Here is a 25,017-nt window from a genome sequence, read left to right on the forward strand (position 1 = left end):
GCAGGACGAGATAATGACAGTCATCGGCAATCGCAAAGCTCTTGCACGCGACAGCGAGTTTCGCCTGTCGGAAGCAAGCGCGCGCGATTATTTCGAACTTCTGAAGCCGCGGGTCATGTCGCTCGTGGTTTTCACGGCATTTGCCGGCCTGGTACTGGCGCCGGGCCACATCAACCCGGTCATCGGCCTGATCGCCATCCTTTGCATCGCAGTCGGTGCGGGTGCCTCGGGTGCGCTGAACATGTGGTACGATGCCGACATCGACGCCATCATGACCCGCACTGCCAAGCGCCCCATTCCGGCCGGGCGCATTGCCCCGAGCGAAGCGCTCGCCTTCGGCCTGGTTCTGTCCTGCTTCGCGGTGACGATCCTGGGGCTTGCCGTCAATTGGCTGTCTGCGTCGATCCTCGCCTTCACCATCTTCTTCTACGCGGTGATCTATACGATGTGGCTGAAGCGCTCGACGCCGCAGAACATCGTCATCGGCGGCGCTGCCGGCGCGTTTCCGCCTGTGATCGGCTGGGCCTGCGTCACCGGCACGGTCCCGATCGAGAGCGTCGTGCTCTTCATGATCATTTTCCTCTGGACGCCCGCGCATTTCTGGGCGCTCGCTCTCTTCAAGATGGGCGACTACGAGGCCGTCGGCGTGCCGATGCTGCCCAACGTCTCCGGCGAACGTACCACCAAACATCAGATCGTCGCCTACGCCATTCTGACGGCCGTCTGCGCCGTGTTGCCTTCAGTCCTCGGCTTCGCCAGCGTCGGCTACGGCCTCGTCGCCGCAGCGCTCGGCGCGATCTTCGTATACTGTTCCATCGCCGTCTGGCGGATGCCGGATGGCGATCAGAAGATGGTTCCCGCGAAGAAGATGTTCGCCTTTTCGATTTTCTACCTGTTCGCGATCTTCTCTGCGCTGATGTTCGATCGGCTGGCCGGCGTGCTGGTTTCCCACACCGGAGGTTGGTTCTGATGGATACGATCAAGCTTACCGATGCGCAGCGCAAGTCGCGCCGCAACCGCAACGTTGCCCTTGGCCTGGTTCTTGCCGGCCTCGTCATTCTTTTCTACGCGATCACTATCGTGAAGTTTGCGTCGGGGCACATGTGAGATGAGCGAGATGCAAAGCACGCCCAGAAAGCCGCGCAACAACGGCGCCGTCGTGTTCATGTGCCTTGCCTTCGTCGTGGGCATKGGTGCCGCAAGCTATGCGGCCGTTCCGCTCTACAGGATGTTCTGCCAGTTCACCGGCTACAACGGAACGACGCAGCGCGTCGAACAGGCCTCAAGCGTCGTTCTCGACCGCAAGATGCGCGTCACCTTCGATGCCAATGTCGCTCCCGGCCTGGAGTGGGAGTTCAAGCCGGTTGAGCGCGAGGTCAACCCGCGTATCGGTGAGACCATTCAGGTCAATTTCACTGCCGTTAACAAGTCCAGCGAGCCGCAGCGCGGTCAGGCGGTCTTCAACGTGACGCCGGGCGAGGCGGGCGCCTATTTCAACAAGGTACAGTGCTTCTGCTTCAACGAGACTGTTTTGAAGCCGGGCGAAAAACTTGAAATGCCGGTCGTCTTCTACATCGATCCGGAAATTACCAAGACCGTGGAATCCAAGGATATTCACACGGTTACCTTGTCCTACACTTTCTACCCGAAAGAGGGTCCGAAGCCGCTGGCTTCGAACGAGGGTGGAACGGTAAAGCTTGAAAAGAAACTTTGATTGAGGGTCGTTTCCGGTTAAGCCGGGACGAAGAGGAAGAGACCGGGGATAGCTTACATGGCTGATGCGCATCAGAAACATCACGATTATCACATCATCGACCCGAGCCCATGGCCGCTGATAGCCTCGATCGGCGCCTTCATCATGGCGTTCGGTGGCGTCGGCTTCATGCGCTACATCAATGGCGGTTCGCTGCATATCTTCGGCATCGAGTGGGCTCATCCGTGGATATTCTTCATCGGCCTGGCTCTGGTGCTCTACGTCATGTTCGGCTGGTGGTCCGATACGGTGAAGGAAGCTCACGAAGGTTCCCATACCCGCGTCGTGTCGCTGCACCTGCGCTACGGCATGATCATGTTCATCGCTTCCGAAGTGATGTTCTTCGTCGCCTGGTTCTGGGCCTATTTCGACGCCAGCCTCTATCCGCAAGAGGCGATCCAGGCTTCGCGCCTTGCCTTCACCGGTGGCCAGTGGCCGCCGAAGGGCATCGAGGTTCTCGACCCCTGGCACCTGCCGATCTACAACACCGTGATCCTGCTTCTGTCGGGCACGACGGTCACCTGGGCGCACCATGCCCTGCTCCACAACGATCGCAAGGGCTTGATCCAGGGCCTGACGCTGACGGTTTTGCTGGGTATTCTGTTCTCGTCGGTACAGGCCTACGAATACGCCCATGCTCCGTTCGCCTTTAAGAACTCGATCTACGGCGCGACCTTCTTCATGTCGACTGGCTTCCACGGCTTCCACGTGCTGGTCGGCACGATCTTCCTGATCGTCTGCCTGATCCGCGCCATCCGCGGCGACTTCACGCCGAAGCAGCACTTCGGCTTCGAGGCGGCCGCCTGGTACTGGCACTTCGTCGACGTTGTCTGGCTCTTCCTGTTCTTCAGCATCTACGTCTGGGGCGGCTGGGGCGCACCGCTCGCAGCCGGCTGACCGGAGCGAAACTCCATTGAAAAAGGCGGGTGCCACGGGGCCCGCCTTTTTCTTTGCCGATCAGCGCGCCTCTGCGATGCGCTCGAAGGCCGAAGGCTCCGGTATGCCGATATCGAGCTGGTGGCGGATGGCTTCGGCGCACTCGGCGGGTGTCAGCACGGAAGTGTCGAGCTCCATATCGTAGATACCGGGAATATGGACCTCCTCCTGCCAGCGCGCCACCGCCTGCGGGATCGTCTCGGCATCGCTTGCCTTGGCATACAGCGTGTCGCGACCGGGAACCATGACCTCGCGCCGTTTCATAATGATGTCGATCGGACATTTGATGCCGACGAAAAGCACCGGCAAACCCTCCAACCGCCGCGCGCAGTCCGCCAGGATGCCGAGCGGCTGGGAGTAGGCGTCATGATGGCCGAGATCGGCGACGACGTTGAGGCCGAGGCCTGCGTGAATGGCGATCGACTCGTAGAGTGCAGCATAGAAGAACGGCACGACTTCCTCGAGATCCGGGCGTTCTCCGCCCGGACGCAGGCCGATGCCCGGCAGGTAGCGCTCAGGCGTGATATCGTAGTAGGTATCCACACCGAGGTTCATCCACGGGCCCTCGAATTGCTCTTGGATTACCTTGGCAATCGACGATTTTCCGCTTCGCGGTGCGCCGTTCAGAATGACGATCTGGGCGGCAGAGCTCTCGTTGGTCATCAGTTTTCTTCTTCTGTTTGGCGCGAATCGGTGAGGCGAAAGCGCGCAGGCATTTCCTTTCGTTCTGCGAATACATTATGGGTGAGTTATGGCGTGGCTCCTGAGATCCACAGCCAATTGGAAGGATAGCATGAACGACGACAATGCGCATTTTCCGCCTGTCGATCCGGTAAAAACCGGCATCAAGGGCTGCTGCCCGCGCTGCGGCCAGGGCAAGCTTTTCGACGGCCTGTTGTCGCTGAAACCATGCTGCGCCGCCTGCGGACTCGACTATTCCTTCGCAGACGCCGGTGATGGACCCGCGGTCTTCGTTATCCTGATTGTCGGCTTCATCGTCATAGGCTCGGTGCTCTGGCTGGAGGTGAACTATTCGCCGCCGATCTGGCTGCATATACTTCTCTTCGGCCCGCTGACGGTCATCCTCTCGCTAATCTCGCTGCGCTGGTGCAAGGGCATCCTGATCGCCATGCAATTCCGCCACAATGCCCGCGAAGGACGCCTTTCCCGTGACTGACACTCAACACCCGGCGCCTCGCCGCAGGCTGCCGGTCCTGACCGGCACCGCGGTAGTGATCGCGCTTGCCATTCTCGTCACGCTCGGCACATGGCAGGTCGAGCGCCTGCACTGGAAGGAAGGCCTGCTCGCCGACATCGCAGAGCGCCGCGAGACGCCACCGGTTCCGCTGACCGATATTGAGGCGATGGCGGCGAAGGGCGGCGACATCGAGTATCGCCGGGTCACCGCCAGCGGCGTGTACGACAACAGCAGGGAACGGCACTTTTTCGCCACCTGGCGCGGCCAGACCGGCTATTACATCTATACCCCGCTGCAGCTTGCCGACGGCCGCTACCTTTTCGTCAATCGCGGCTTCGTTCCCTACGACAACAAGGAACCGGAAATGCGCATGCAGGGTCAGCTGACCGACCAGCAGGCGGTTGCCGGGCTTGCGCGTGCCAAGCTGCCTGGCAAGCCTTCATGGGTGGTGCCGGACAACGACATCCCCAAGAACATCTTCTACTGGAAGGACCTCGACGTGATGGCGTCGAGCGTCGGTCTCGACAAGGCAAGCGTCGTTCCCTTCTTCGTCGATGCCGATGATACGCCCAATCCAAGGGGGTTGCCGATCGGTGGCGTGACGGAGGTCGATCTCCCGAACAACCACTTGCAATATGCCTTGACCTGGTATGGATTGGCCGCGACGCTGGTCGTGATCGTCGCCGTTGCCCGGTTCCGCAAGCGCGGCAACCCGCCCACGCAATAGTATCGCTTCAAATCTCACCTATATTGAGCTAGAGGATCAACGGATCCCGGAAACGGGTGGCTGCCTGTGGAGTTCGGTTCTTTCCAAACTCTCCCTCAATTCCTGTGCTTGTCACAGGAATTGAGTGCGCCCAAGTCCTTGGGCGAGGCGGATTGTTCACGGCGCGGACGCGTCGTGGCTGGATTCCTGTGACGAGCACAGGAATGAGGGAATATATGACGGAACAGACATGAATATCGCAGCCAAACCTCCTTTGACGATCAGGCTTTGCGGCCCCCGCGGCTTTTGCGCCGGCGTCGACCGCGCGATCCAGATCGTGGTGCTGGCGCTGAAATCCTACGGCGCGCCGGTCTATGTCCGCCATGAGATCGTGCACAATCGCTATGTGGTCGAAGGACTGGAAGCCAAGGGCGCCGTCTTCGTCGAGGAACTGAACGAGATCCCGCAAGAGCATCGCGCCCAGCCCGTCGTTTTCTCCGCGCATGGCGTTCCGAAGTCGGTTCCGGAAGATGCGAGCGCCCGCAATCTCTTCTACCTCGACGCCACATGTCCGCTGGTCTCCAAGGTACACAAGCAGGCCATGCGCCATAACAGGCTCGGCCGTCATGTGATCCTGATCGGCCACGCCGGTCATCCGGAAGTGATCGGCACCATGGGTCAACTGCCGGAAGGCTCCGTTTCGCTGATCGAGACAGTCGAGGATGCCGATGTCTACGTTCCTGTCGATCCCGACAACATGGGCTACGTTACGCAGACGACGCTTTCCGTCGACGATACCGCAGGCGTCATCGCGCGCCTGCAGGAGCGTTTCCCGAACCTGACGGCGCCGGCAGCCGATTCCATCTGCTATGCCACGACAAACCGCCAGGAAGTCGTCAAGCAGGCGGCGCCCGGCTGCGATCTCTTCATCATCGTCGGCGCGCCGAATTCGTCCAACTCCAAGCGGCTGGTCGAAGTCGCGCTCAGGGCGGGGGCGAAGATGTCGATCCTCGTTCAGCGTGCCTCCGAGCTGGATTGGAGCGGGATCGGCTCGATCTCGACGCTCGGCCTTTCGGCCGGCGCCTCGGCACCAGAGGTTATCGTCAACGAGATCATCGAGGCTTTCCGTACGCGTTTCGATGCGAAGGTCGAGCTTGCCGAGACCGTCCAGGAGAACGAGCATTTTCTCGTCAACCGCGAACTGCGCGATATAGAGCTGACCACATCGGACATGGCATTCGTGAATGGGTGAGCTATGATGGTGTTCAAGGTCCAAACTCGCCCTTATTCCTGTGCTCGTCACAGGAATCCAGCGTGCCCAAGTCCTTGGGCGCGAAAGACCATGCGCCTGACGCCGCTCGATACTCCCGTTCATACACGGCGCGGACGCGCCGTGGCTGGATTCCTGTGACAAGTTCAGGAATGAGGGAATGTAGGGCGACTGCACTGTAAGCATCTTCCACGTTCCGACCGCATTTTCCTGGTCCCGTTTGCAATGAGAGCCCGCCTTGGCAGTCTACACCGATATTTCCGAAGACGATTTGAAGTGGTTCCTGACGGAGTACGATACCGGCACTCTGCTCTCCTACAAGGGGATCGCGGAAGGCGTCGAGAATTCGAACTTCCTTCTGCATACTTCGAAAGACCCGCTGATCCTGACGCTCTATGAAAAGCGCGTCGAAAAGAACGATCTGCCCTTCTTCCTTGGCCTGATGCAGCACCTCGCAGCGCGCGGCCTCTCATGCCCGCTGCCGCTGCCGCGCAGGGACGGCGCGCTGCTCGGAACGCTGTCCGGCCGCCCGGCCGCGCTGATCTCCTTCCTGGAGGGCATGTGGCTGCGCAAACCGGAAGCCAAGCACTGCCGGGAAGTCGGCAAGGCGCTGGCGCAGATGCATGTCGCTGGCGAAGGCTTCGGGCTGAAGCGTCCGAATGCACTCTCCGTCGACGGCTGGCAGGTGCTGTGGGACAAGTCTGAAGCCCGCGCTGACGAAGTCGAAAAGGGCCTGCAGGACGAGGTTCGCAAAGAGTTGCAATTTCTGTCGGCCCATTGGCCGAAAGAGCTGCCGGCCGGCGTCATTCATGCCGATCTCTTTCCTGATAACGTCTTCTTCCTCGGCGACGAACTCTCGGGCCTGATCGATTTCTACTTCGCCTGCAACGATCTGCTGGCCTATGACGTCTCGATCATCCTGAACGCCTGGTGCTTCGAGAAGGATGGCGCCTACAACATCACCAAGGGCATGGCGATGCTGGAGGGATACCAGAGCGTCCGGCGGCTGAGCGATGCCGAACGTACGGCCCTGCCGATCCTCTCGCGTGGCTCGGCGCTGCGCTTCTTCCTGACGCGGCTCTACGACTGGCTGACGACGCCGGAAGGCGCGATGGTCACCAAGAAGGATCCGCTCGAATATCTGCGCAAGCTGCGCTTCCACCGGCAGATATCATCGGCCGTCGAATACGGGCTTGCCGCATGAAGCACGTGGATATCTTCACCGACGGAGCCTGCTCCGGCAATCCCGGCCCCGGCGGTTGGGGCGCTGTCCTGCGCTACGGCGATGTCGAAAAGGAACTGTGCGGCGGCGAAGCCGACACGACCAACAACCGCATGGAGCTGCTGGCTGCGATCTCCGCGCTGACAGCGCTGAAATCGCCCTGCGAGGTCGATCTCCACACCGATTCCAAATACGTCATGGACGGTATCTCGAAGTGGATCTTCGGCTGGAAGAAGAACGGCTGGAAGACCGCCGATAAGAAGCCGGTCAAGAACGCCGAGCTCTGGCAGGCGCTCGAAGATGCGCGCAACCGGCACAAGGTCACGCTCCACTGGGTCAAGGGCCACGCCGGCCACCCGGAGAACGAGCGTGCCGACGAGCTTGCCCGCAAGGGCATGGAGCCATTCAAGAAGCGCTAGAACTTCGGGTCAGGAACTGCGCAAAAGCAAGGATACAGAGCGCTTCCCCGAATCGATCGGGAAAGCGATTCTCTGAGGTAGCGGGGAGGGATGCGATGCGCATAATCTCGTTGAACGCCTGGGGCGGCAAGCTGCATGCGCCGCTGATGCCGTATCTCAGGGAAGCCGATCCCGACGTGCTCTGCCTGCAGGAGGTCACGCGGTCGCCGTCGGTTGCGACCGATTGGCTGGTCTATCGCGACGGCAGCCATGTCCTGCCGCAGCGCGCCAACCTCTTCGACGAGATCAAGGCGCTGCTTCCCGAGCATGATGCCTTCTTCGCGCCGATGGCGAGGGGTAAGCTGTTTGCGGGCGAGACCGAAGTTTGGTCCGAATTCGGCCTCGCGACCTTCGTCCGCCGAACGCTTCCGGTCATCGGCCAGGCGATGGACTTCGTGCACGGCAATTTCTCTGCCGGTGGCTACGGACCGCATCCGCGCGCCCGCAACGCGCAGTGCATCCGTCTCTTCGATTATGGTGCCAATCGTCCGGTGATGATCGCCCAGCTTCACGGCCTGCGCGATCTCGCCGGCAAGGGCGATACGCCCGCGCGCCGCGCCCAGGCCGAACGCCTCGTTGACCTGATATGTCGTGTCTGGCCCCAGGGCGAGCCGCTCGTGGTCTGCGGCGATTTCAACGTCCTGCCCGGCAGCGTCATGTTCGATGCGCTTGCCGAACTCGGCCTGGCCGATCTCGTGGTGTCACGCGGCTACACGGACACGAGGACGTCGCACTACGTCAAGGAAGGACGTTTCGCAGACTACATGCTGGTCACGGCTGATGTGAATGTCGTCACGTTCGACGTCGTCGCGCAGCCGGAGGTCTCCGACCACCGCGCGCTGCTGCTTGAGATCGAATAGCGGGGGCCCCTCGGGAAAAAGTGACGCGGCGGATGCATTGCGCACCCGCCGCGCCGAGCCCTGGGAGGCTTTGGTCTCAGGCAGCCTTCGCCACGTCCCCATGCGGATCGAGCACGAACTTGGTGGCTGCACCCTGGTCGAACAGTTCGTAGCCCTGGACCGCGTCTTCGAGTGGGATGACCTTGGCGTTGACGATATCGGCAATCGGCAAGCGGTCGTGCAGGATCGCCTGCATCAGCTGCCTGTTATACTTCAGGACAGGCGTCTGGCCGGTGTGGAAAGACTGCGCCTTGGCCCAGCCGAGGCCGAAGCGCAGCGCGAGGTTGCCGTGCTTGGCCGCATTGTCCACCGCGCCGGGGTCCTCGGTGACGTAGAGGCCGGGAATGCCGATCGATCCAGCCGCCCGAGTGATATCCATCATCTGGTTGAGCACGATCGCCGGCTGTTCGCCGCCGCTATGGCCGCGCGCCTCGAAACCGACGGCGTCGATGGCGCTGTCCACCTCGTTGCTGCCCGTCACCTGCGCAATCATGTCGCCAAGACGATCGCTCTTCGAGAGGTCGATGGGCTCAAAGCCGACTTTCGCGGCATGGGCGAGACGATCCTTGTTGAAGTCGCCGATCATGACGACGGCGGCGCCGAGAATGCGGGCCGAGGCGGCAGCCGCGAGCCCGACCGGGCCGGCACCGGCGACATAGACCGTCGATCCGACGCCCACACCCGCCCGGACGGCACCGTGAAAGCCCGTCGGCAGGATGTCGGAGAGCATGGTGAGGTCGCGGATCTTCGCCATCGCCCTGTCGCGATCCGGAATTTTCAGAAGGTTAAAATCAGCATAGGGGATGGTGACGTAGCGGGCCTGACCGCCGATCCAGCCGCCCATGTCGACATAGCCGTAGGCGCCGCCGGCACGCGACGGATTGACCGTCAGGCAGACGCCGGTGTCCTGCTCCTTGCAGCAGCGGCAGCGGCCGCAGGCGACGTTGAATGGCACGGAGACGATGTCGCCGACATCGAGCATCTCGACGTCGATGCCCTTCTCGATGATTTCGCCGGTGATTTCGTGGCCGAGAACCAGCCCCGGCATGGCGGTGGTGCGGCCGCGCACCATGTGCTGGTCCGATCCGCAGATATTGGTTGAAATGACCCTCAGGATGACGCCATGCTCGATACGGCGACCATTGGGCGCCTCGAGCTTCGGATCGTCGATGTCGTGGATTTCGACCTTGCCGGGCCGCATGTAGACGACGCCTCGGTTCTTGCTCATTTTCATCTCCTCCGTTGAGAATGCTGCCGGCCGCGCGGGGCTCCTCTTCCTCACGCGGTCGTTCACGGCAGCTTAGAGCAGAACGGGCTGAGTGTCGTTCCGTTTACGACGGATTGACACCGGAAATGGCCGCGGCTCCGGTGCGCGTTACTCCCGGTCATTGGTGCTTGCTCTGTCGTCTTTTCCCTTTATTGTGCCGCGATATCACTAGGGAGGCCACCATATGATCCTGCACTGCGTGCTGATGCGGCTGAAGGCCGCTATGTCGGGCGAAGAGAAGCAGTCCTTGTTCGAATCGATCGTCGCGCTGAAGCAGCTCATCCCCGGCATTCTCGACATCAAGCACGGCCCGAACGTTTCGCCGGAAGGCTTGCATGCGGGGTATGTCGACGGTTTTGCCGTGACCTTCGAAAGTCCCGAGGCCCGCGACGTCTATCTCGTCCATCCCGAGCATGTGGCCGTCGGCGAGCGCATCGTCTCGTCGACGGACGGGGGCCTGGGTGGGCTGATCGTCTTTGATCTCCAGGTCTAGGAACTCCAAATTCAGCCGGCCGTGATCCCGGCCGTCAGCTGGACTTCGCCATGGCCGCGGCGATCTGGTTGACGTTGTAGCGGAACATCTTCTCGTAGGTCGATGCCGGCCCCTTCGCATCGGACAGGGACTCGACATAGAGCTCGCCGCCGGGCTTGGCGCCGGTCGCGTTGGCGACCTGCTTGACAAGGCGGGGGTCGTTCGAGTTCTCGAAGAAATAGGTCTTCACGTGCTCCGCCTTGATCTGCTCGATCAGCTTGGCGACGTCGGCCGCCGAGGCTTCGCTCTCGGTCGAGACCCCGAGAGGCGCGAGGAAGCCGACACCGTACTCGCGGCCGAAATAGCCGAACGCGTCGTGGCTGGTCAGCACCTTGCGCCGGTCGGCCGGTATCGCCTCGAATTTCGAGCGCGCATAGGCATCGAGCTGATCGAGTGTCTTCGAATAGGATTCGGCATTGGCCTTGAAGGCGCCGGCATCGGCCGGGTCGGTGGACGACAGCGCCTTCTCGATATTGGCAACCCACACCTTCACGTTGACGGGGTTGTTCCAGACATGCGGATCGGTGACGGTCCTGCCGTCCTCTTCCATGGTGCGGGTGTTGATCCCTTCCGAGACGACGACCGGCTGGCCCTTGTAGCCTGAGGCGCTGATCAGCCTGTCCATCCAGCCTTCGAGGCCCTCGCCGCTGACGAAGGTGACCTTCGCCGCATTGAGGCTCTTGGCATCTGCAGGCGAAGGCTCGAATTCATGGGGGTCCCCGTTCGGACCCACAAGGCTGGTGACCTTCACATGCTCGCCGCCGACCTGCTTGACCACATCGGCGAGCACCGTGAAGGAGGCGACGACCTTCAGCGTTTCGGCCGAAGCCGGCATGGCGGACAAGCACATCAGCGCGGGCAGCGCCAAGGATAGAAATAACCTGCGGGAAATCATGGAAGTCTCCGTCTTGTCAGCCCTTCAGATGCGGGCGGGGGAAAAGGCGTCGGACAAGCCCCGACGGTGCGAAGAAGATGGAAAGGCCGTAGATCGAGGCGGCCGTCATGATGATCGTCGGTCCCGAGGCGAGCTCGAGATGGTAGGAGGCGACGAGGCCGAAATAGCCGGACGCCGTCGCGCTCGCGGCGGCAGCGGCGATCATCGACGGCAGGCTGCGCGACCAGAGCTGCGCGATCGCCGCCGGCAGCATCATCAGCCCGACTGCCATCAACGTCCCGAGCGCCTGAAAGCTCGCGACGAGATTGAGAACGACGAGCAGCAGGAACAGGAAATGGTAGACGGAGCCTCGCCCTCCGATCGCGCGCAGGAAGCTCGGATCAAAGCACTCCACGATGAGCGGCCTGTAGATGACCGCGAGCACTAGAAGCGTCAGCGAGGTGATGGCGCCGATCTGGTGGAGGGCAGGGGCATCGATCGCCAGAATGGTGCCGAAGAGCACGTGCAGCAGGTCGATGTTCGAGCCATGAAGCGAAACGATCAGGACGCCGAGCGCGAGCGACGCCAGGTAGAAGCTGGCAAAGCTCGCATCCTCCTGCAACACCGTGGCCCGGCTGACGGCGCCCGACAGCAGCGCCACCGCCAGCCCCGCCACGAGGCCGCCGACGCCCATCGCCGTCAGCGACAGCGAGCCGGCGACCAGATAGCCGATCGCAGCGCCCGGCAGGATGGCGTGGCTCATCGCGTCGCCGACGAGGCTCATCCGCCGCAGCATCAGGAAAACGCCGATCGGCCCCGACCCGAGCCCCAGGCAAAGGCAGGCGACAAGCGCCCGGCGCATGAAGCCGTAGTCGACGAAGGGAGCGAAAAGCAGATCGTAGGCGCTCATGCCGCCGGCTCGCAGATGCCTGCGTCGTCATCCCAGCGTTCGGCCATGGCGCGGGCCTTCAGCAGGTTCTGCGCAGACATCACCTCGGCCGTTGCGCCCCATTCGACCATCTCGCGAGCGATCAGCAGCGTCTGCGGAAAATGGGCCCGGATCTGCTCGAAATCATGAAGCACCGCGACGATCGTCCGGCGCTCTCCATGCCAGCGGAGAATGATGTCGATCAGGTCGCGTGTGGTGCGGGCGTCGATCGCCGTGAAGGGCTCGTCGAGGAGGATGACTTTTGCGTCCTGGAGGAGCAGCCGGGCAAAGAGCACGCGCTGCACCTGGCCGGCAGACAAGGTGCCGATCTGCCGCGCCTCGAACCCTTCCAACCCGACTGCCGAAACGGCCTCAAGCGCCTTCGCCATCTCGCTTTCTCCGACCCGTCCGAAAGCACCCGCCTGCCGCCAGGCGCCGAGCAATACGGTGTCCAGCACGGAAATCGGGAAGCGCCGGTTGATGTCGGCAGCCTGCGGCAGGTAGCCGAAGTCTGTGCGTTGCAGCCGGTGTTCGACACGTCCTTCGGCGGGACGGAGTTCACCCATGATCGCCTTCAGCAGCGTCGACTTGCCGGCGCCGTTCGGCCCGGCAATCGCCGTCAGGCTGCCTGCGGCGATACCTCCTGAAATGTGGTGGACCGCCGGGTGCCTGTTATAGGCGACGGTCAGGTTGGAGAGCCGGATCAGGTCCGAACTCATGGCAGGCGCACCGCCCAGGAGATCGCCGCCCAAAGCGCGCCGATCGCGATGAGCGCGCCAAAGGCGCGATGGGCCGCGGAATAGCCGATCAGCCCCGCCGCGATTGGTCTTCTCCGCTTGCTCATTTCGCCCTCAATAATGTAATAACATTACTGTTATGTTATAACGAATGTGGCGGAATAGAGGCGAGTGGCTGAGAGCCTGATTTTCCGTTGCTGCGCGAGGCGGAGTGCGAGACGCCTGTCGACCCGTGTACGCAGGCGTCCCCTTGCTTACGGCATCTCGCTGGCGGAGTCGTTTTCGGCATGGCGGCAGATGTCGATAAGATGCTCGCGATAGCGGTGATCAGCCGTTGCTGATTCGTTTTTGACCGTCGCTCCGCTTTCCCACCACTGCATCGGCCCGCGCCCCATTTCCTGGCCGGCGCGGGTGTGAACACAAAGAGCGTAATCCGGGATCTCGACCAAATCCTCGCCGATAGCGACAAGGTGGATGAGCAGGTCGGTATGCTCTGCGCTCGTCCGGTCTTTTCTGGCGTTGGCGAGAAGGCGCACGGCATGTATCGCCATCATGATTCTCTCACCCCCTTCGCATGTATTATAGTTGTCCTGGAGGCAATTGATGAGGAGTGGCGCTGAGGGATTACCCATGCCGACATCCTCGACCGCAATGAGCTTGAGTCGATGCCACATGTGATTCGCGACCTCGGCGGAGGTGAGCAGCATTTCGTAAGCAGCAAGAACGGCGTTGTCGACGTTGCAGCGTCTGATCTCTTTCTGCAAAACGGAGACCAGTTGATCGACCGGTATGCCATGCGCGGAGGTAAGCTTCGAGTACGGATCTTGATGATGGGGCGGAGGCCCGATGCGACGTTTGGTCATGACGCACCCCTTTCCTTTGAAAGATGAGGCGCGCCCAAACGGGAGGGGCCAGTTGATGAACAGGTCCTATGCTACAGGGCACGGATGACCTGTCAACGTTCAAGTCCAGCCCGGGCTTCAGGCCTTCGCAATGCTCGCTCGCCATCACGCAGTTCCGTCTGCAGCCAGCCTATGAATGTTGCGGTCGCCTCGGGGATCGCGTCGAAGTCTCTTGCCACGATCCAGTACGCGCCATGCGAGATCGTCGTGTCAAAGGGCTGGATCAATCGACCGGCGGATATCTCCTCGCGGACAAAGAACTCATCGATAAGGCCCACTCCCTGGCCGCGCAAGGCGGCTTGTAGCACCAGGCCGCTGTCGGGATAGACCATTCCGCGTTCCACGGCGGCAGGGGTATCGGGGTCGGCAACATCGAACCAGGATTGCCACAGATCGCGGTTCTCCTCGTGGATCAGGGGGAAATGCAGCAGGTCGGACGGTTTGGCCAGCGGCGCGTCGGGCTTGATCATGCCTGCAGCAATGACGGGCACCAGGGTCACGTCGATCAAGTGCCGGCATTCCACCCGCGGCCAGTGTGTGTTTCGAGCACTGTGGCGAACAGCGATGGTGGCCTGATCGGTCCGAAATTCTATCAGGCGCGGGTCGACATCGAGAACGATGTCGATGTCAGGGTGATCCCGTTGAAACCGGGGTAGATGCGGGAGCAACCAGCAAGCAGCAAAAGAAGGCTCGGAACTGACGACGACAGATGCGGATACGTCGCTGTTTCGAATGCTCTCCAGGCAATCCCCGATGTCGTCAAATGCATCGGTAAGGACGGAAAGCAGCCGTTCGCCATCGCATGTCAGCTCGACACTGCGATGCTTCCGTTCGAACAGCTTCTGCCCCAGCGCTGCCTCCAGGTCACGAACCTGTCTGCTGACCGCCGCTTGAGATACGAACAGCTCGTCGGCCGCCGAAGTGAAACTTCGCAGGCGCCCGGCAACTTCAAATGTCCTCAGGGCCGTCAACGGCAGGCGTCCACGCTTCATCCATAACCTCAAGTTATCCGAAGCTGACGATAAGCTCGTTTGAAAGACTTGTGCAAGTGGATTGAATGGTCACGAAGGAGACGTGACCATGTGGAAGCAAATCTACGAGGCCTTGACCGAGGCCTTGCGCATCGCGACCTTTCAGTCGCGGAACGAGGGCATCGAGAACAGTTGCAGAAGAGAACGCGCGCCACATTTGCGTTAGGGGCCGTGGCCGAGCACGGCGCCCTGTTCTGTCCCGGCCGCTTACAGCTGTTCGATCATCGTGGCGGCGCTGGAGACGGTCGCCTGGCCGGGGTTTTCTTCGACGTTGAGCGACTTGACGACACCGTCTTCGATGAGCATCGAGTAGCGCTTCGAGCGAACGCCGAGACCGCCGCCGGACAGGTCCGCGTCGAGGCCGAGCGCCTTGGTGAAGCCTGCATCCCAGTCGGCGAGGAAGTGGATCTTGCCCATGCCGCCGGAAGACTGTGCCCAGGCCCCCATGACGTGCCAGTCGTTGACGGCGATGACGGCGATATCGTCGACGCCCTTGCCTAGAATGGCATCGCGGTTTTCGAGATAGCCGGGCAGGTGGTTCAGCGAGCAGGTCGGCGTAAATGCGCCCGGCACCGCGAACAGCACGACACGCTTGCCCTTGAACAGCTGCTCGGTCGTTGTTTCAACCGGGCCATCCGCCGTCTTTTCCTTGAAAGTGGCCGCAGGAAGCGTATCGCCGATTGCGATCGTCATTGGATTTCTCCTTGTTCTGGGGTGTCCGCGCGTGCCGCGGGATTGTGGGTGGACTATAGGATACGGCTATTCAAAGGCAAGCGGGCTTTCGATCGCGCGCTTGCCATCGATGACGAGTGCGCTCCAGGTCTTTCCGCGAACATCGTAGTTCTTCGGCAGCTTGAGAATGGCGAGGGTCGTGGTGAGCGCGGTGCCGTCGCGCTTGCTCCTCAACTGTCGCGTGAACACGTAGCCGCTGGGGCCTGCGACGATCACCTCAGGCGTGGTCTCCCCGGATTCAGGCAGGGTGATCTCAAGTGTCAGCTCCTTCATGTCTTCGGAGAGCAGGTGCTTCGTTACCTCGAACGTGGACGAGGGTGCTTCGGGCAGCTTTTCCTCTGCCGACGCAAGGATCATTTCCTCTTGCGGCCGCGATTGCGCCACGGGCGAAAGATTGATCGCGAACTGCGCCTTGAACGGTACGCAGATGTCCTTGCAGATGCCAATGAACGCATCGGCCCTGATCTCGCCCGCCGCCCCATTTTTCGCCGACAGCTGAAGCGGGAACGTCACAGGAGTATAGTAGCCCACGTCGTCGACCGTTCCGTCTGAGATATGCTTGGGAACCGGGTAGTCCATCCGGTCGAGCGTGATGCCGGTTTCCGGTGGGAACGTGATCTGGGGCGGGATCCCGCTTTTTCCGGGCTCCCGCCAATAGGTGATCCAGCCGGGCTTCGGTTCGATCTGCAGTCCGGCGCGTATCTTGCCATTCGCATCCGGCGGCAGCGCGATCAGCCGCATCCGGCCGCCTTCGTTGTCGGCCCATGCGCTCATCTCCGCACGTGCGGGGGGCCAGACCGAGAGCAAAAGACCGGATGACATGGCGATTGCCAGAACTCGGCGTATAGGGAGGAAAATAAAAGTCATGGAACAAAGACTTATTGATAACAGCAGGCTTCGGCCAGAAGCTTCGTACAATTAAATTCTCATTTTCGGTTGATTGATCCCGGACATTGGCTCATTCTTCCGGGGTCGGGGCCTCGGCGGTCTGGCAGCAGGAGGAATAATGTCCTTATCGACGCTGAAGAACAGACGTGAACGCGGTTTCTTCGATGGCCAATTCCTCATTGCCATGCCGGGCATGATGGATAGCAATTTTTCCCGTGCAGTCATCTATATCTGCGCCCATTCGGATGCCGGCGCCATGGGGTTCATCATCAATCGCCCCCAGGACCTTACCTTCACCGATGTTCTGCTGCATCTCGACATGATCAAGGATGACGAGGCGATCGTCCTACCTCCCCATTCGCGCGACCTGCCGATCCAGACCGGCGGCCCTGTCGAGAGCGGCCGTGGCTTCGTGCTCCACTCCGACGACTACCTCTCCGAATCCAGCATCCCCGTCAGCGACGATATTTGCATGACGGCGACCCTGGACATCATCCGCGCCATTTCCAAGGGGACGGGCCCGAAGCGCGCGACCATGCTACTTGGCTATGCGGGCTGGGGAGCCGGACAATTGGAAGCCGAAATCGGCAGCAACGGGTGGCTCAATTGCCCGGCGAACGAGGAATTGATCTTCGATCGCGGTCTCGACGACAAGTATGAGCGCGCCCTTGCCGGGATGGGAGTGAGCGCCGCCATGCTCTCGACCGAGGCAGGCCACGCATAATTTGCCATCGGGCGCTCGCTCGGTTTTCCACCTCCTGGATTTTTGTAAAGCGATGCTCGTCGCTGCAAATCGGAGTGACTGCGAGTGATGTCCTCGGAAATCGGATGGCGCATAATTATCGGAACGATTTCAGCCAGCGCGTGTTTCCTACTGGCAAGCGGCCACCAAGCCCGCTGAAGAAGGAGCCATTTAGATGGGAAGCACGACCGGCAAGATTTCTGGTAAAACCCAAGATTTCCGGTAAAACCAATGAGATCGCCGGCAAGGCGAAGCAGGCGGTCGGCAAGGCGACAGGTGACGATGCGCTGCCTGGAGAAGGCGCGGTTCAGGAAGCCAAGGGTAAGGTGCAGGTCGCAACCGGCACCGCCAAGGACAAGCTGAAGGACGCTGTCGACGAGCTCTGACATATCCTCTTGTCTCGCTGTGCAGACGTTGCCCGCCACGCACTGCGTGGCGCGCTTTCGGATGTAAATGTCCATTGGCTGGAGACGTGCGATGAGGCTCTTTGCCTGCGACAACTGCGATCAGGTCGTTCATTTTGACAATCGTCAGTGCATGCGTTGCAGCCATCGGCTGGGCTTCCTGCCCGATGACCTTTCCATGCGCGCGCTCGTTCCGCAGGACGGCGGCGGCTGGCAGCTTCTGGCTCGGCCGCATCGCGATGTTCGCTTCTGCGCCAATGCGGCGCTCGATATCTGCAACTGGTTGGTCGCCGACGGCCATCCAGGCGGCTATTGCATCGCATGCCGGTACAACAGGCTGGTGCCGAACATCGACACACAGGACGGGGTGGACCGCTGGCGACGCATCAGCCAGTCGCAACGGCATCTCTTCTATTCCCTGCTGCGCTGGAACCTTTCTCCCCCCGATCGTCAACGCGATCCCGTCAGCGGGCTCGTCTTCGACTTCCTGGAGGACAGCGTTCAGCAAGACGGCAACGTCGTTCCGGCAATGACCGGACACGAGGAGGGATTGATCGCAATCCGCGCCGCCGAGGCTGACGATTTGACCCGCGAACAGGCCCGCGCATCAATGAACGAGCCGTATCGTACGCTGCTCGGCCATTTCCGTCACGAAACCGGGCATTTCGCCTGGAACAGGCTCGTCCGGGATCGTGGCGGCTTAGATGGTTTTCGCGCGGTCTTCGGAGACGAACGCCAGGATTATGCGGCAGCGCTGCAATATCACTACGCCAACGGCGCACCGCCTGGCTGGCAGCAGAGCTTCATCAGTGCCTACGCTGCTTCGCATCCCTGGGAGGATTTCGCCGAATGCTTCGCGCACTACCTCCATATCGTCGATACCTTGGAAACCGCGCGCAGTTTCGGCCTCGCGATCGATCCGCGCGGCCACGAGGAAATGGCGTCGGAAGTGGATTTCGATCCGTATAGGGCACGGAGCGCCGAGCAGCTGGTCAGCGCCTGGGTCCCGCTGACGGTTGCCATCAATGCCATTCAGCGCAGCATGGGGCAGCGAGACTCCTACCCCTTCGTCCTCTCCGCGCCTGTCGTCGCCAAGCTCGAATACCTGCATCGCCTGATCCAGGACGCAGCAGCGGAACAGCGACAAGCGGCGGCCTGAGTTGCCTTACGCCCGCTTCGTCAGTGGGAAGCGCTCCTTGAGCAGCCGCAGCACGGACTCGGAAGCCATGGGCGGCCCAAACAGATAGCTCTGGCCGTAGGTGCAGCCCATTTTTGCAAGCTCGATTGCGTCGTCGTTGGATTCGATGCCCTCGGCCACGACCTTCATCTCCAGTTCGCGCGCCATCGATATGACCGCGCGGAGCACGGTCGACTTCCTGTCGCTGGTGTCGCACACCAGCGCCTTGTCGAGCTTGATGGTGTCGAACGGGAAGCGCGTGAGGTAGGCAAGTGACGAATAGCCGGTGCCGAAGTCGTCGAGTGCCAGGCCGAGCCCGATGTCCTTCAGTTTCTCCAGCACGAGACGAGCCTGTTCCGGATTCTCCATGACCATGGATTCCGTCAGTTCAAGCTTCAGGCGCGATGGATCGCAATGCGTCTTGGCCAGGACCGAGCGCACATCGTCATAGAGCTCGTTGTTGAGCAATTGCGCGCTCGACAGGTTGATGGAGACGAAGATCGGCAGCTCGCCGGTCTGATTTTCCCAGCCCATCAGGTCGTTCGTCGCTTGCTCGAGCGCGAAGATGCCGAGCATGTTGATGATGTCGGAGGCTTCGGCGATCGGAATGAATTCGGACGGCGGAATGTTGCCGCGCTTTGGATGTTCCCAGCGCATCAGCGCTTCGAAGCCGGCGATCTCGACGTCTTCCAACCCGGCGATCGGCTGGTAAACCATGGAGAGTTCCTTGCGCTCCAGGGCGCGGCGAAGGTCCGATTCCAGCTGCAGCCTGTCGGCGCCGAAATCGCGGAAGGCCGGCTGGAACGGCTCGACGCGATTGCCGCCGGCCCGCTTGGCGCGGTACATCGCAAGCTCCGCATCGCTCAGCATGCCGGACGCGTTTTCCTGCTGGTCGACGAAGGAGGCAAGGCCGATCGACGCGGTCAGAATGATCTCGCGGTTGGAGAAATTGATGGGCACCATGATCGCCTTGCTGACGGCGTCTGCAAAGTCGGCAATTTTCGTCGGATCGCGCTCGGACGTTAAAATGAGACCGAACTGATCGCCCGAGAGGCGGGCGAGCGTATCCTGAGGCTTGAGCAGCCGGCGCAGGCGGCGGGTAAGCGCAATCAGGATGTTGTCGCCGGCTGCAATGCCCAGCGCATCGTTGACCAGCTTGTAGCGGTCTATGTCGATGACCATCACGGTCGGGCGAAGCATGTCGCCGCCGGGAGCCAGCGCCAGCACGCCCTGCAGCCGGTCGAGGAACAGCTGGCGGTTGGGCAGACCCGTCAGGTTGTCGTGAAGGGCATCCTGCAGCAGGCGGTCGATGGAGTTCTTCTGTTCCGTCACATCGACCACCGTGCCGACGCAACGGATGACCTCGCCGTTCGAACCGAGCACAGGCCGGGCGCGGATCAAAAGCCAGTGGAAATGGCCGTCCTCGGCACGGATACGGAATTCGTGGTTCAGCCGGCCGCGGCGATGCTCGAGCAGCACGTCGAGCGTGGCGCGGAAGCGGTCGCGGTCGTCGGGATGCAGCCGCGGCAGCCAGTTGCGCGCCGCGCCATGCATGGCGCCCGGCGAAAGGCCGAGCTTGACGGAAACATCGGGAATAGTGACGACGCGGTCGCGCGCCACGTCCCAGTCCCATACCATGTCGCCGGAACCGGTCAGTGCAAGCGACTGACGTTCCAGATCCGAGAACAGCCCCTGTTGGAACGCGCCGCCGGCAAAGGCATGCTGCATCACCGTGAAGCCGATGAGCAGCACGATGAGAACGAGGCCACCGCCGAGCGCCGGCTGGATGATATCGTTGTCGAGCCGGCCGGTGATCGTCAGCCACGCCCCAAAGATCCAGACGAGAATGAGCGCCCACGCCGGGACCAGAAGGATCGCGCGGTCATAGCGGTTGAGGCCGAGATAGATGATCAGCAAAAGGCCGAGCGTCGCCGTAAGCGCAAAGGACAGCCGGGCGACGCCTGCGGCAATCGACGGGTCGTAGATTGCGACGCCGAAGAGCAGCGCAAGGCCGAGCACCCACGCGAGCGTCAGGTAGCCGAGATGCGTGTGCCAGCGGTTCAGGTTCAGGTAGGTAAACAGGAAGATGACGAAACTAGATGCCAGCGCCACCTCGGCGCAGGCGCGCCATATTCGCTGGTCCGCCGATGCGATGCTGACGAGCTTTCCGAGAAAGCCGAAGTCGACGCAGATATAGCCGAGCACCGCCCAGGCGAGCGCCGCAGTCGCCGGCAGCATCGAGGTTCCCTTGACGACGAACAGGATCGTCAGGAATACGGCGAGCAGGCCGGCAATACCGAGCACGATGCCCCGATAGAGAGTGAATGCGTTGATCGTGTCCTTGTAGGCGTCCGGTTCCCAGAGATAGATCTGCGGCAGCTCGGGTGTCGCCAGTTCCGCGACGAAAGTGATGACCGCGCCGGGGTTGAGCGTGATGCGGAAGACGTCTGCCTCGTCGCTCGGCTGGCGATCGAGCGCGAAGCCTTCGCTCGGTGTGATCGCGATGATACGCTGCGAGCCGAGATCCGGCCAGAAAAGCTTGGAGTTGACGAGACGGAAATGCGGGGCGACGATCACGCGCTCCAGCTGCTCGTCCGAGACATTGGCAAGCGCGAACACCGCCCAGTCGCCCTGATGGTTGTCGGAGCTGGAACGTACCTCAATGCGGCGGCGGATACCGTCGGCGCCGGCCGCGGTCGAGACCTGGAAGGCCTCGCCCTGGTTCGCATAGATTTCCGTGGTGGCGGTCAGGTCGAGAGCGGTGTCGTCACGCGAGATCTTCACAGGCTCGGCTGCCTGCGCGGCACCTGCCATCAGTGCCAAAGCCGACAGAAAAAGAGCTGCGATCACCGCGATAAGTCGTCCGGCCGGTGATGAGGGCAGCATGCGGTGTTTAGTCATCGGCTGTCGGTTGTCCTGCCTTTATCCGTGTCGGTGGCCAGTAGTGAAAACATCACATGGTCATGCCACTGACCGTTGATTTTCAAGTATCCGCGCAGATAACCTTCCCGCTGAAACCCGGCTTTTTCAAGCAGGCGGATGCTCCGAGCATTGTCTGGAATACAGGCTGCTTCGATACGGTGCAACTCAAGCCCTGCGAAGATATAGGGTATAACCAACCGAAGTGCGGCGAACATATGGCCCTGGCCGGCATGGGCTTCGCCCATCCAGTAGCCGATCATGCAGCTCTGAGCGGCGCCGCGCCGGATATAGCCGATGGTGATGCCGCCGAGCAGCGTCATGCTGTTCTTGTGAAACAGCAACAGCGGGATCGCCTGTCCTGAAGCGTATTCCTGCTTGCCGCGAATGACGCGGGCGCGGTAGGCGCCCTCCGTCAGTTCGTCGCGACGCCATGTCGGCTCCCAGGGCTCCAGAAACTGCCGGCTTGCCGCCCGCAGCTTGTGCCATTGATTGAAATCTTGGTAGCGGGGCAGGCGGAGCACATAATGCTCGCTTTCAAGCTCCACTGCTTCCGGCTGCCGCGACAGGAACCGAAAAACCGATTTGGGCATCGATTACTCCCGGCAGGATGGGCGTCGGTTCAGAGTACGGCCCGTTTGCCCTGAAGGGCGGGCGACGAAAGAGACGCGGCGATATCTTCCATCGGAGCAAGATGTTCGAGTGGGCCGATCGCCGAAAGCGTCGGCACGGTGTCGAAGAACAGGCGGCCGGCGAGATCCGTCAGTCGTTCGACGGTGATGCCCTCGAGGCGCTCCATCATCTCCGGATTGGAGATCGGTCGGCCATAGAGCATCATCTGCCGTGCGATCTGGCCGGCCCGCGCTGCCGGGCTTTCCTGGCCCATCAAGAGCTGCGCGCGGATTTGCGCGCGGGCACGCTCGATTTCCTTCTGGTCGATGTGTGCCGCCGACTTGTGCAGCTCGTCGATGATGACGGGCACCAGTTCCGGCAGGTTCTCGCCCCCGGTCGCGGCATGGATGCCGAAGATGCCGGTGTCGGAAAAGCCCCAGTGGAACGCGTAGATCGAATAGCAGAGGCCGCGGATCTCGCGCACTTCCTGGAACAGCCGGGACGACATGCCGCCGCCGAGGATGTTGGCGAGGATCTGCGAACAGTAGAAATCGCGGGCGTGGTAGGCCTTGCCCTCGAAGCCGAGGAGAATCTGGGCGTCCATCAGGTCGCGCGTTTCGCGGATGTTGCCGCCGATATATTTCGCAGCTTCCATGACCGGCGGTGCGTTCGGCGCCGTCGGCAGCGATGCGAACCGGTCCTCGACCATGCGCACGAATTCGTCATGCTGCACGGCGCCGGTGGCGACCACAAACATGCGGTCGGTCGTATAGTTGCGGCCGAGATAGCTGCGGATCTGCTGCGGTGTGAAAGAGACGACGGTCTGCGGCGTGCCGAGAATGGCGCGGCCGAGCGTCTGGTCTCGATAGGCTGTCTCTGAGAATTTGTCGAAAACCACATCGTCGGGCGTGTCGTTCGCGGCGTTGATTTCCTGCAGGATGACCTGCTTTTCGCGCTCGAGCTCTTCCTCTTCGAAGGCGGATTCCGTCAGGATGTCGGCAAGAATATCGACAGCGAGCGGCACGTGGTCTTTCAGAACGCGGGCGTAATAAGACGTCGTCTCGGTTGACGTGGCAGCATTGACTTCGCCCCCGACATCCTCGATTTCCTCCGCGATTTCGCGGGCGCTGCGGCGGGCCGTTCCCTTGAAGGCCATGTGCTCGAGCAGGTGGGCAATGCCGTGCTCGTCTTCCGTTTCGTTACGCGAACCTGATTTGATCCACACGCCCAGCGCAGCGCTTTCGAGATGCTGCATGGTCTGTGTGACTACTGTCAGCCCGGATTTGAGCCGGGTGCACTCAACTGTCATTGGCTATCTTTCTGCGCCTGCCGTCTATCAGGCCCGGATATGCTTGCCGATGAAGGTTTCAACGGCCTTTAGCTCGGGCTTGATGATCTGGAAACGCTCCTCCTTGTGCATCATATCAGCAAGCCACGTTGGAAGCGCGGGGTCAATACCGGAGGCGGATTTTACGGCCGCGGGGAATTTTGCGGGGTGAGCCGTGGCGAGCGTGACCATCGGCATGTTCGGCGTTTCGTGCTTTTCCGCAACGAAAACGCCGATGGCCGAGTGTGGGTCCAGCAGATAGCCGGTATCGGCGGCGGTCTTCTTGATCGTCTGGGCCACCTGCTTTTCGCTGGCGCGCCCCGCGCGGAAGTCCTTCCTGATGAAGGCAAGAGCGTCGGGCGCGATCTCGAAGCCGTTCGACTGCTTCAGGCTGTCCATGGCGGCTCGCACCCTGGATGCATCGCGATCATAGGCTTCAAACAGCAGCCGCTCGAAGTTCGAGGAAATCTGGATATCCATGGACGGCGAGGTCGTCGCCTTGACGTCCTTCATTTCGTAGCGGCCGGTCTTCAGCGTGCGCGCCAGGATGTCGTTCTCGTTGGTGGCGACCACCAGCTTGCCCATCGGCAAGCCCATGCGCTTTGCGCAATAGCCTGCGAAAATGTCCCCGAAATTCCCCGTCGGCACCGTGAACGAGATCCTGCGGTCCGGCCCGCCGAGCGCGATCGAGGTCGTGAAGTAGTAGACGATCTGGGCCATGATGCGCGCCCAGTTGATCGAATTGACGCCGGCGAGCCTCACCTTGTCGCGGAAGGCCGCGTCGTTGAACATGGCTTTGACGAGGTTCTGGCAGTCATCGAAGTTGCCTTCGACGGCAAGTGCGTGAACGTTGGCGGCTGTGGAAGTCGTCATCTGCCGCTGCTGTACCGGTGAGACCTTGCCGTGCGGGAAAAGGATGAAGATGTCGGTGCGCTCGCGTCCCGCAAAGGCGTCGATCGCGGCGCCGCCGGTGTCGCCCGAGGTGGCCCCGACGATGGTGGCCCGCTCGCCGCGCTTCTCCAGCGCATAGTCCATCAACCGAGCCAGCAGCTGCATGGCGACGTCCTTGAAGGCAAGCGTCGTGCCGTGGAAGAGTTCCATCACGAAGCTGTTCGGTCCCGTCTGAACCAGGGGCGCAATCGCCGGATGACGGAAGGTGCCGTAGGCTTCGTCGATCATCGCCCGGAAGGTGTCGTCGGGAATCTCGCCGTTGGTAAAAGGCGAAAGAATCGTGAAGGCGATATCCTGATAGCTCTTGCCGCGAAGCGCCCGGATGTCCTTCTTCGAAAACTGCGGCCACTCGCGGGGTACGTAAAGGCCGCCGTCACGCGCCAGACCCGTCAGCAATGCATCGCAAAAACCGAGGGAAGGGGCTTCGCCGCGGGTCGAGATATAATCCACTGTCGTCATCCTTGATGTGCCGGCCGGAGGAAATCCGGGTTGGAGAGAAAGCTTGCCCGGCGTAGCATTTCGCTCGCCCTGTCGTACCTGGCCGACAGCAGT

Annotated in this window: 28 protein-coding genes; 14 read left to right on the top strand and 14 right to left on the bottom strand. The window is 61.5% G+C overall.

Going from position 1 to position 25,017, the window contains the following annotated elements; translation table 11 throughout:
- The first annotated feature begins 13 nt into the window (after positions 1-13).
- From AC1DMK_RS15915 to AC1DMK_RS15930, 4 genes are read left to right on the top strand one after another with little or no spacing between them, the layout of a single operon-like run.
- Entirely contained in the window at positions 14-970 is a 957-nt protein-coding gene (locus AC1DMK_RS15915; protein WP_037059867.1) for a heme o synthase, read from the top strand.
- The gene (locus AC1DMK_RS15920) at positions 970-1,107 is read left to right on the top strand and encodes a hypothetical protein (RefSeq protein ID WP_037059870.1); all 138 of its coding nucleotides are present in this window, start codon (positions 970-972) and stop codon (positions 1,105-1,107) included. Before AC1DMK_RS15915 ends, AC1DMK_RS15920 begins: the two co-directional genes overlap by 1 nt.
- 1 nt (position 1,108) lies before the next feature.
- The gene (locus tag AC1DMK_RS15925; RefSeq protein WP_477860255.1) at positions 1,109-1,714 is read left to right on the top strand and encodes a cytochrome c oxidase assembly protein; all 606 of its coding nucleotides are present in this window, start codon (positions 1,109-1,111) and stop codon (positions 1,712-1,714) included.
- Between the two features lie 57 nt (positions 1,715-1,771).
- The gene (locus AC1DMK_RS15930; RefSeq protein ID WP_477860257.1) at positions 1,772-2,650 is read left to right on the top strand and encodes a cytochrome c oxidase subunit 3; all 879 of its coding nucleotides are present in this window, start codon (positions 1,772-1,774) and stop codon (positions 2,648-2,650) included.
- Between the two features lie 60 nt (positions 2,651-2,710).
- Here the strand turns inward: AC1DMK_RS15930 and AC1DMK_RS15935 are convergent, their stop codons facing one another.
- Positions 2,711-3,352, bottom strand: coding sequence for a chloramphenicol phosphotransferase CPT family protein (locus AC1DMK_RS15935; protein ID WP_477860259.1), 642 nt, complete (start codon positions 3,350-3,352; stop codon positions 2,711-2,713).
- A 130-nt stretch (positions 3,353-3,482) separates the two neighbouring features.
- Between AC1DMK_RS15935 and AC1DMK_RS15940 the strand changes: the two genes are divergently transcribed.
- The 6 genes from AC1DMK_RS15940 to AC1DMK_RS15965 all read left to right on the top strand — a co-directional run bounded on the left by AC1DMK_RS15940 (position 3,483) and on the right by AC1DMK_RS15965 (position 8,403).
- Complete coding sequence (locus tag AC1DMK_RS15940; protein WP_037059880.1) at positions 3,483-3,866, top strand: DUF983 domain-containing protein; 384 nt, start codon at positions 3,483-3,485, stop codon at positions 3,864-3,866.
- Entirely contained in the window at positions 3,835-4,614 is a 780-nt protein-coding gene (locus AC1DMK_RS15945; protein ID WP_477860262.1) for an SURF1 family protein, read from the top strand. The genes AC1DMK_RS15940 and AC1DMK_RS15945 overlap by 32 nt, the downstream gene beginning before the upstream one ends.
- Before the next feature lie 229 nt (positions 4,615-4,843).
- Entirely contained in the window at positions 4,844-5,845 is a 1,002-nt protein-coding gene (ispH, locus tag AC1DMK_RS15950; RefSeq protein WP_477860264.1) for a 4-hydroxy-3-methylbut-2-enyl diphosphate reductase, read from the top strand.
- A 256-nt stretch (positions 5,846-6,101) separates the two neighbouring features.
- On the top strand, positions 6,102-7,067 hold the full coding sequence (locus AC1DMK_RS15955; RefSeq protein ID WP_037059886.1) for a homoserine kinase: 966 nt from the start codon (positions 6,102-6,104) through the stop codon (positions 7,065-7,067).
- A complete protein-coding gene (rnhA, locus tag AC1DMK_RS15960) occupies positions 7,064-7,504 on the top strand; it encodes a ribonuclease HI (RefSeq protein ID WP_037059889.1) in 441 nt (146 codons plus the stop codon). The genes AC1DMK_RS15955 and rnhA overlap by 4 nt, the downstream gene beginning before the upstream one ends.
- A gap of 95 nt (positions 7,505-7,599) precedes the next feature.
- The gene (locus AC1DMK_RS15965) at positions 7,600-8,403 is read left to right on the top strand and encodes an endonuclease/exonuclease/phosphatase family protein (protein WP_477860267.1); all 804 of its coding nucleotides are present in this window, start codon (positions 7,600-7,602) and stop codon (positions 8,401-8,403) included.
- A gap of 76 nt (positions 8,404-8,479) precedes the next feature.
- On the opposite strand, the gene fdhA is transcribed toward AC1DMK_RS15965, so the two are convergent.
- On the bottom strand, positions 8,480-9,670 hold the full coding sequence (gene fdhA / locus AC1DMK_RS15970) for a formaldehyde dehydrogenase, glutathione-independent (RefSeq protein ID WP_477860269.1): 1,191 nt from the start codon (positions 9,668-9,670) through the stop codon (positions 8,480-8,482).
- A 223-nt stretch (positions 9,671-9,893) separates the two neighbouring features.
- On the opposite strand from fdhA, the gene AC1DMK_RS15975 reads away from it, so the two are divergent.
- A complete protein-coding gene (locus AC1DMK_RS15975; protein ID WP_037059895.1) occupies positions 9,894-10,202 on the top strand; it encodes a Dabb family protein in 309 nt (102 codons plus the stop codon).
- A gap of 34 nt (positions 10,203-10,236) precedes the next feature.
- Here the strand turns inward: AC1DMK_RS15975 and AC1DMK_RS15980 are convergent, their stop codons facing one another.
- The 8 genes from AC1DMK_RS15980 to AC1DMK_RS16015 form a co-directional block, all read right to left on the bottom strand.
- Positions 10,237-11,136 (bottom strand): metal ABC transporter substrate-binding protein, encoded by a 900-nt coding sequence (locus AC1DMK_RS15980; RefSeq protein WP_477860271.1) that lies wholly within the window; start codon positions 11,134-11,136, stop codon positions 10,237-10,239.
- A 16-nt stretch (positions 11,137-11,152) separates the two neighbouring features.
- Complete coding sequence (locus tag AC1DMK_RS15985; protein ID WP_477860273.1) at positions 11,153-12,025, bottom strand: metal ABC transporter permease; 873 nt, start codon at positions 12,023-12,025, stop codon at positions 11,153-11,155.
- A complete protein-coding gene (locus tag AC1DMK_RS15990) occupies positions 12,022-12,762 on the bottom strand; it encodes a metal ABC transporter ATP-binding protein (RefSeq protein WP_477860277.1) in 741 nt (246 codons plus the stop codon). The genes AC1DMK_RS15985 and AC1DMK_RS15990 overlap by 4 nt, the downstream gene beginning before the upstream one ends.
- On the bottom strand, positions 12,759-12,887 hold the full coding sequence (locus AC1DMK_RS15995; protein WP_477860279.1) for a hypothetical protein: 129 nt from the start codon (positions 12,885-12,887) through the stop codon (positions 12,759-12,761). The genes AC1DMK_RS15990 and AC1DMK_RS15995 overlap by 4 nt, the downstream gene beginning before the upstream one ends.
- 147 nt (positions 12,888-13,034) lie before the next feature.
- Complete coding sequence (locus AC1DMK_RS16000; RefSeq protein ID WP_477860281.1) at positions 13,035-13,643, bottom strand: hypothetical protein; 609 nt, start codon at positions 13,641-13,643, stop codon at positions 13,035-13,037.
- A gap of 92 nt (positions 13,644-13,735) precedes the next feature.
- Positions 13,736-14,674, bottom strand: coding sequence for a LysR substrate-binding domain-containing protein (locus tag AC1DMK_RS16005; protein WP_477860283.1), 939 nt, complete (start codon positions 14,672-14,674; stop codon positions 13,736-13,738).
- Positions 14,675-14,920: 246 nt separating this feature from the next.
- A complete protein-coding gene (locus AC1DMK_RS16010; RefSeq protein ID WP_477860285.1) occupies positions 14,921-15,406 on the bottom strand; it encodes a redoxin family protein in 486 nt (161 codons plus the stop codon).
- Between the two features lie 66 nt (positions 15,407-15,472).
- Complete coding sequence (locus AC1DMK_RS16015) at positions 15,473-16,312, bottom strand: protein-disulfide reductase DsbD domain-containing protein (RefSeq protein WP_051973914.1); 840 nt, start codon at positions 16,310-16,312, stop codon at positions 15,473-15,475.
- A 139-nt stretch (positions 16,313-16,451) separates the two neighbouring features.
- Here AC1DMK_RS16015 and AC1DMK_RS16020 point away from each other — a divergent pair, with 139 nt between their 5' ends.
- The 3 genes from AC1DMK_RS16020 to AC1DMK_RS16030 all read left to right on the top strand — a co-directional run bounded on the left by AC1DMK_RS16020 (position 16,452) and on the right by AC1DMK_RS16030 (position 18,638).
- Entirely contained in the window at positions 16,452-17,057 is a 606-nt protein-coding gene (locus AC1DMK_RS16020) for a YqgE/AlgH family protein (RefSeq protein ID WP_037059916.1), read from the top strand.
- Between the two features lie 218 nt (positions 17,058-17,275).
- Positions 17,276-17,461, top strand: coding sequence for a CsbD family protein (locus tag AC1DMK_RS16025; protein ID WP_477860367.1), 186 nt, complete (start codon positions 17,276-17,278; stop codon positions 17,459-17,461).
- Positions 17,462-17,552: 91 nt separating this feature from the next.
- The gene (locus AC1DMK_RS16030; RefSeq protein WP_037059918.1) at positions 17,553-18,638 is read left to right on the top strand and encodes a putative zinc-binding metallopeptidase; all 1,086 of its coding nucleotides are present in this window, start codon (positions 17,553-17,555) and stop codon (positions 18,636-18,638) included.
- 6 nt (positions 18,639-18,644) lie between these two features.
- Here AC1DMK_RS16030 and AC1DMK_RS16035 read toward each other — a convergent pair whose 3' ends face one another.
- The 4 genes from AC1DMK_RS16035 to thrC are packed head-to-tail and all read right to left on the bottom strand — an operon-like array spanning position 18,645 to position 24,924.
- Positions 18,645-21,557, bottom strand: coding sequence for an EAL domain-containing protein (locus AC1DMK_RS16035; RefSeq protein WP_037059919.1), 2,913 nt, complete (start codon positions 21,555-21,557; stop codon positions 18,645-18,647).
- Positions 21,554-22,168 (bottom strand): GNAT family N-acetyltransferase, encoded by a 615-nt coding sequence (locus AC1DMK_RS16040; RefSeq protein WP_037059920.1) that lies wholly within the window; start codon positions 22,166-22,168, stop codon positions 21,554-21,556. Before AC1DMK_RS16040 ends, AC1DMK_RS16035 begins: the two co-directional genes overlap by 4 nt.
- A 29-nt stretch (positions 22,169-22,197) precedes the next feature.
- Positions 22,198-23,496: a M16 family metallopeptidase gene (locus AC1DMK_RS16045; protein WP_037059921.1), complete on the bottom strand. Its 1,299-nt coding sequence runs from the start codon at positions 23,494-23,496 to the stop codon at positions 22,198-22,200.
- 27 nt (positions 23,497-23,523) lie between these two features.
- Entirely contained in the window at positions 23,524-24,924 is a 1,401-nt protein-coding gene (gene thrC / locus AC1DMK_RS16050; RefSeq protein WP_477860289.1) for a threonine synthase, read from the bottom strand.
- Between the last annotated feature and the right edge of the window lie 93 nt (positions 24,925-25,017).

The sequence above is a fragment of the Rhizobium sp. 05L419 genome (assembly GCF_056397845.1).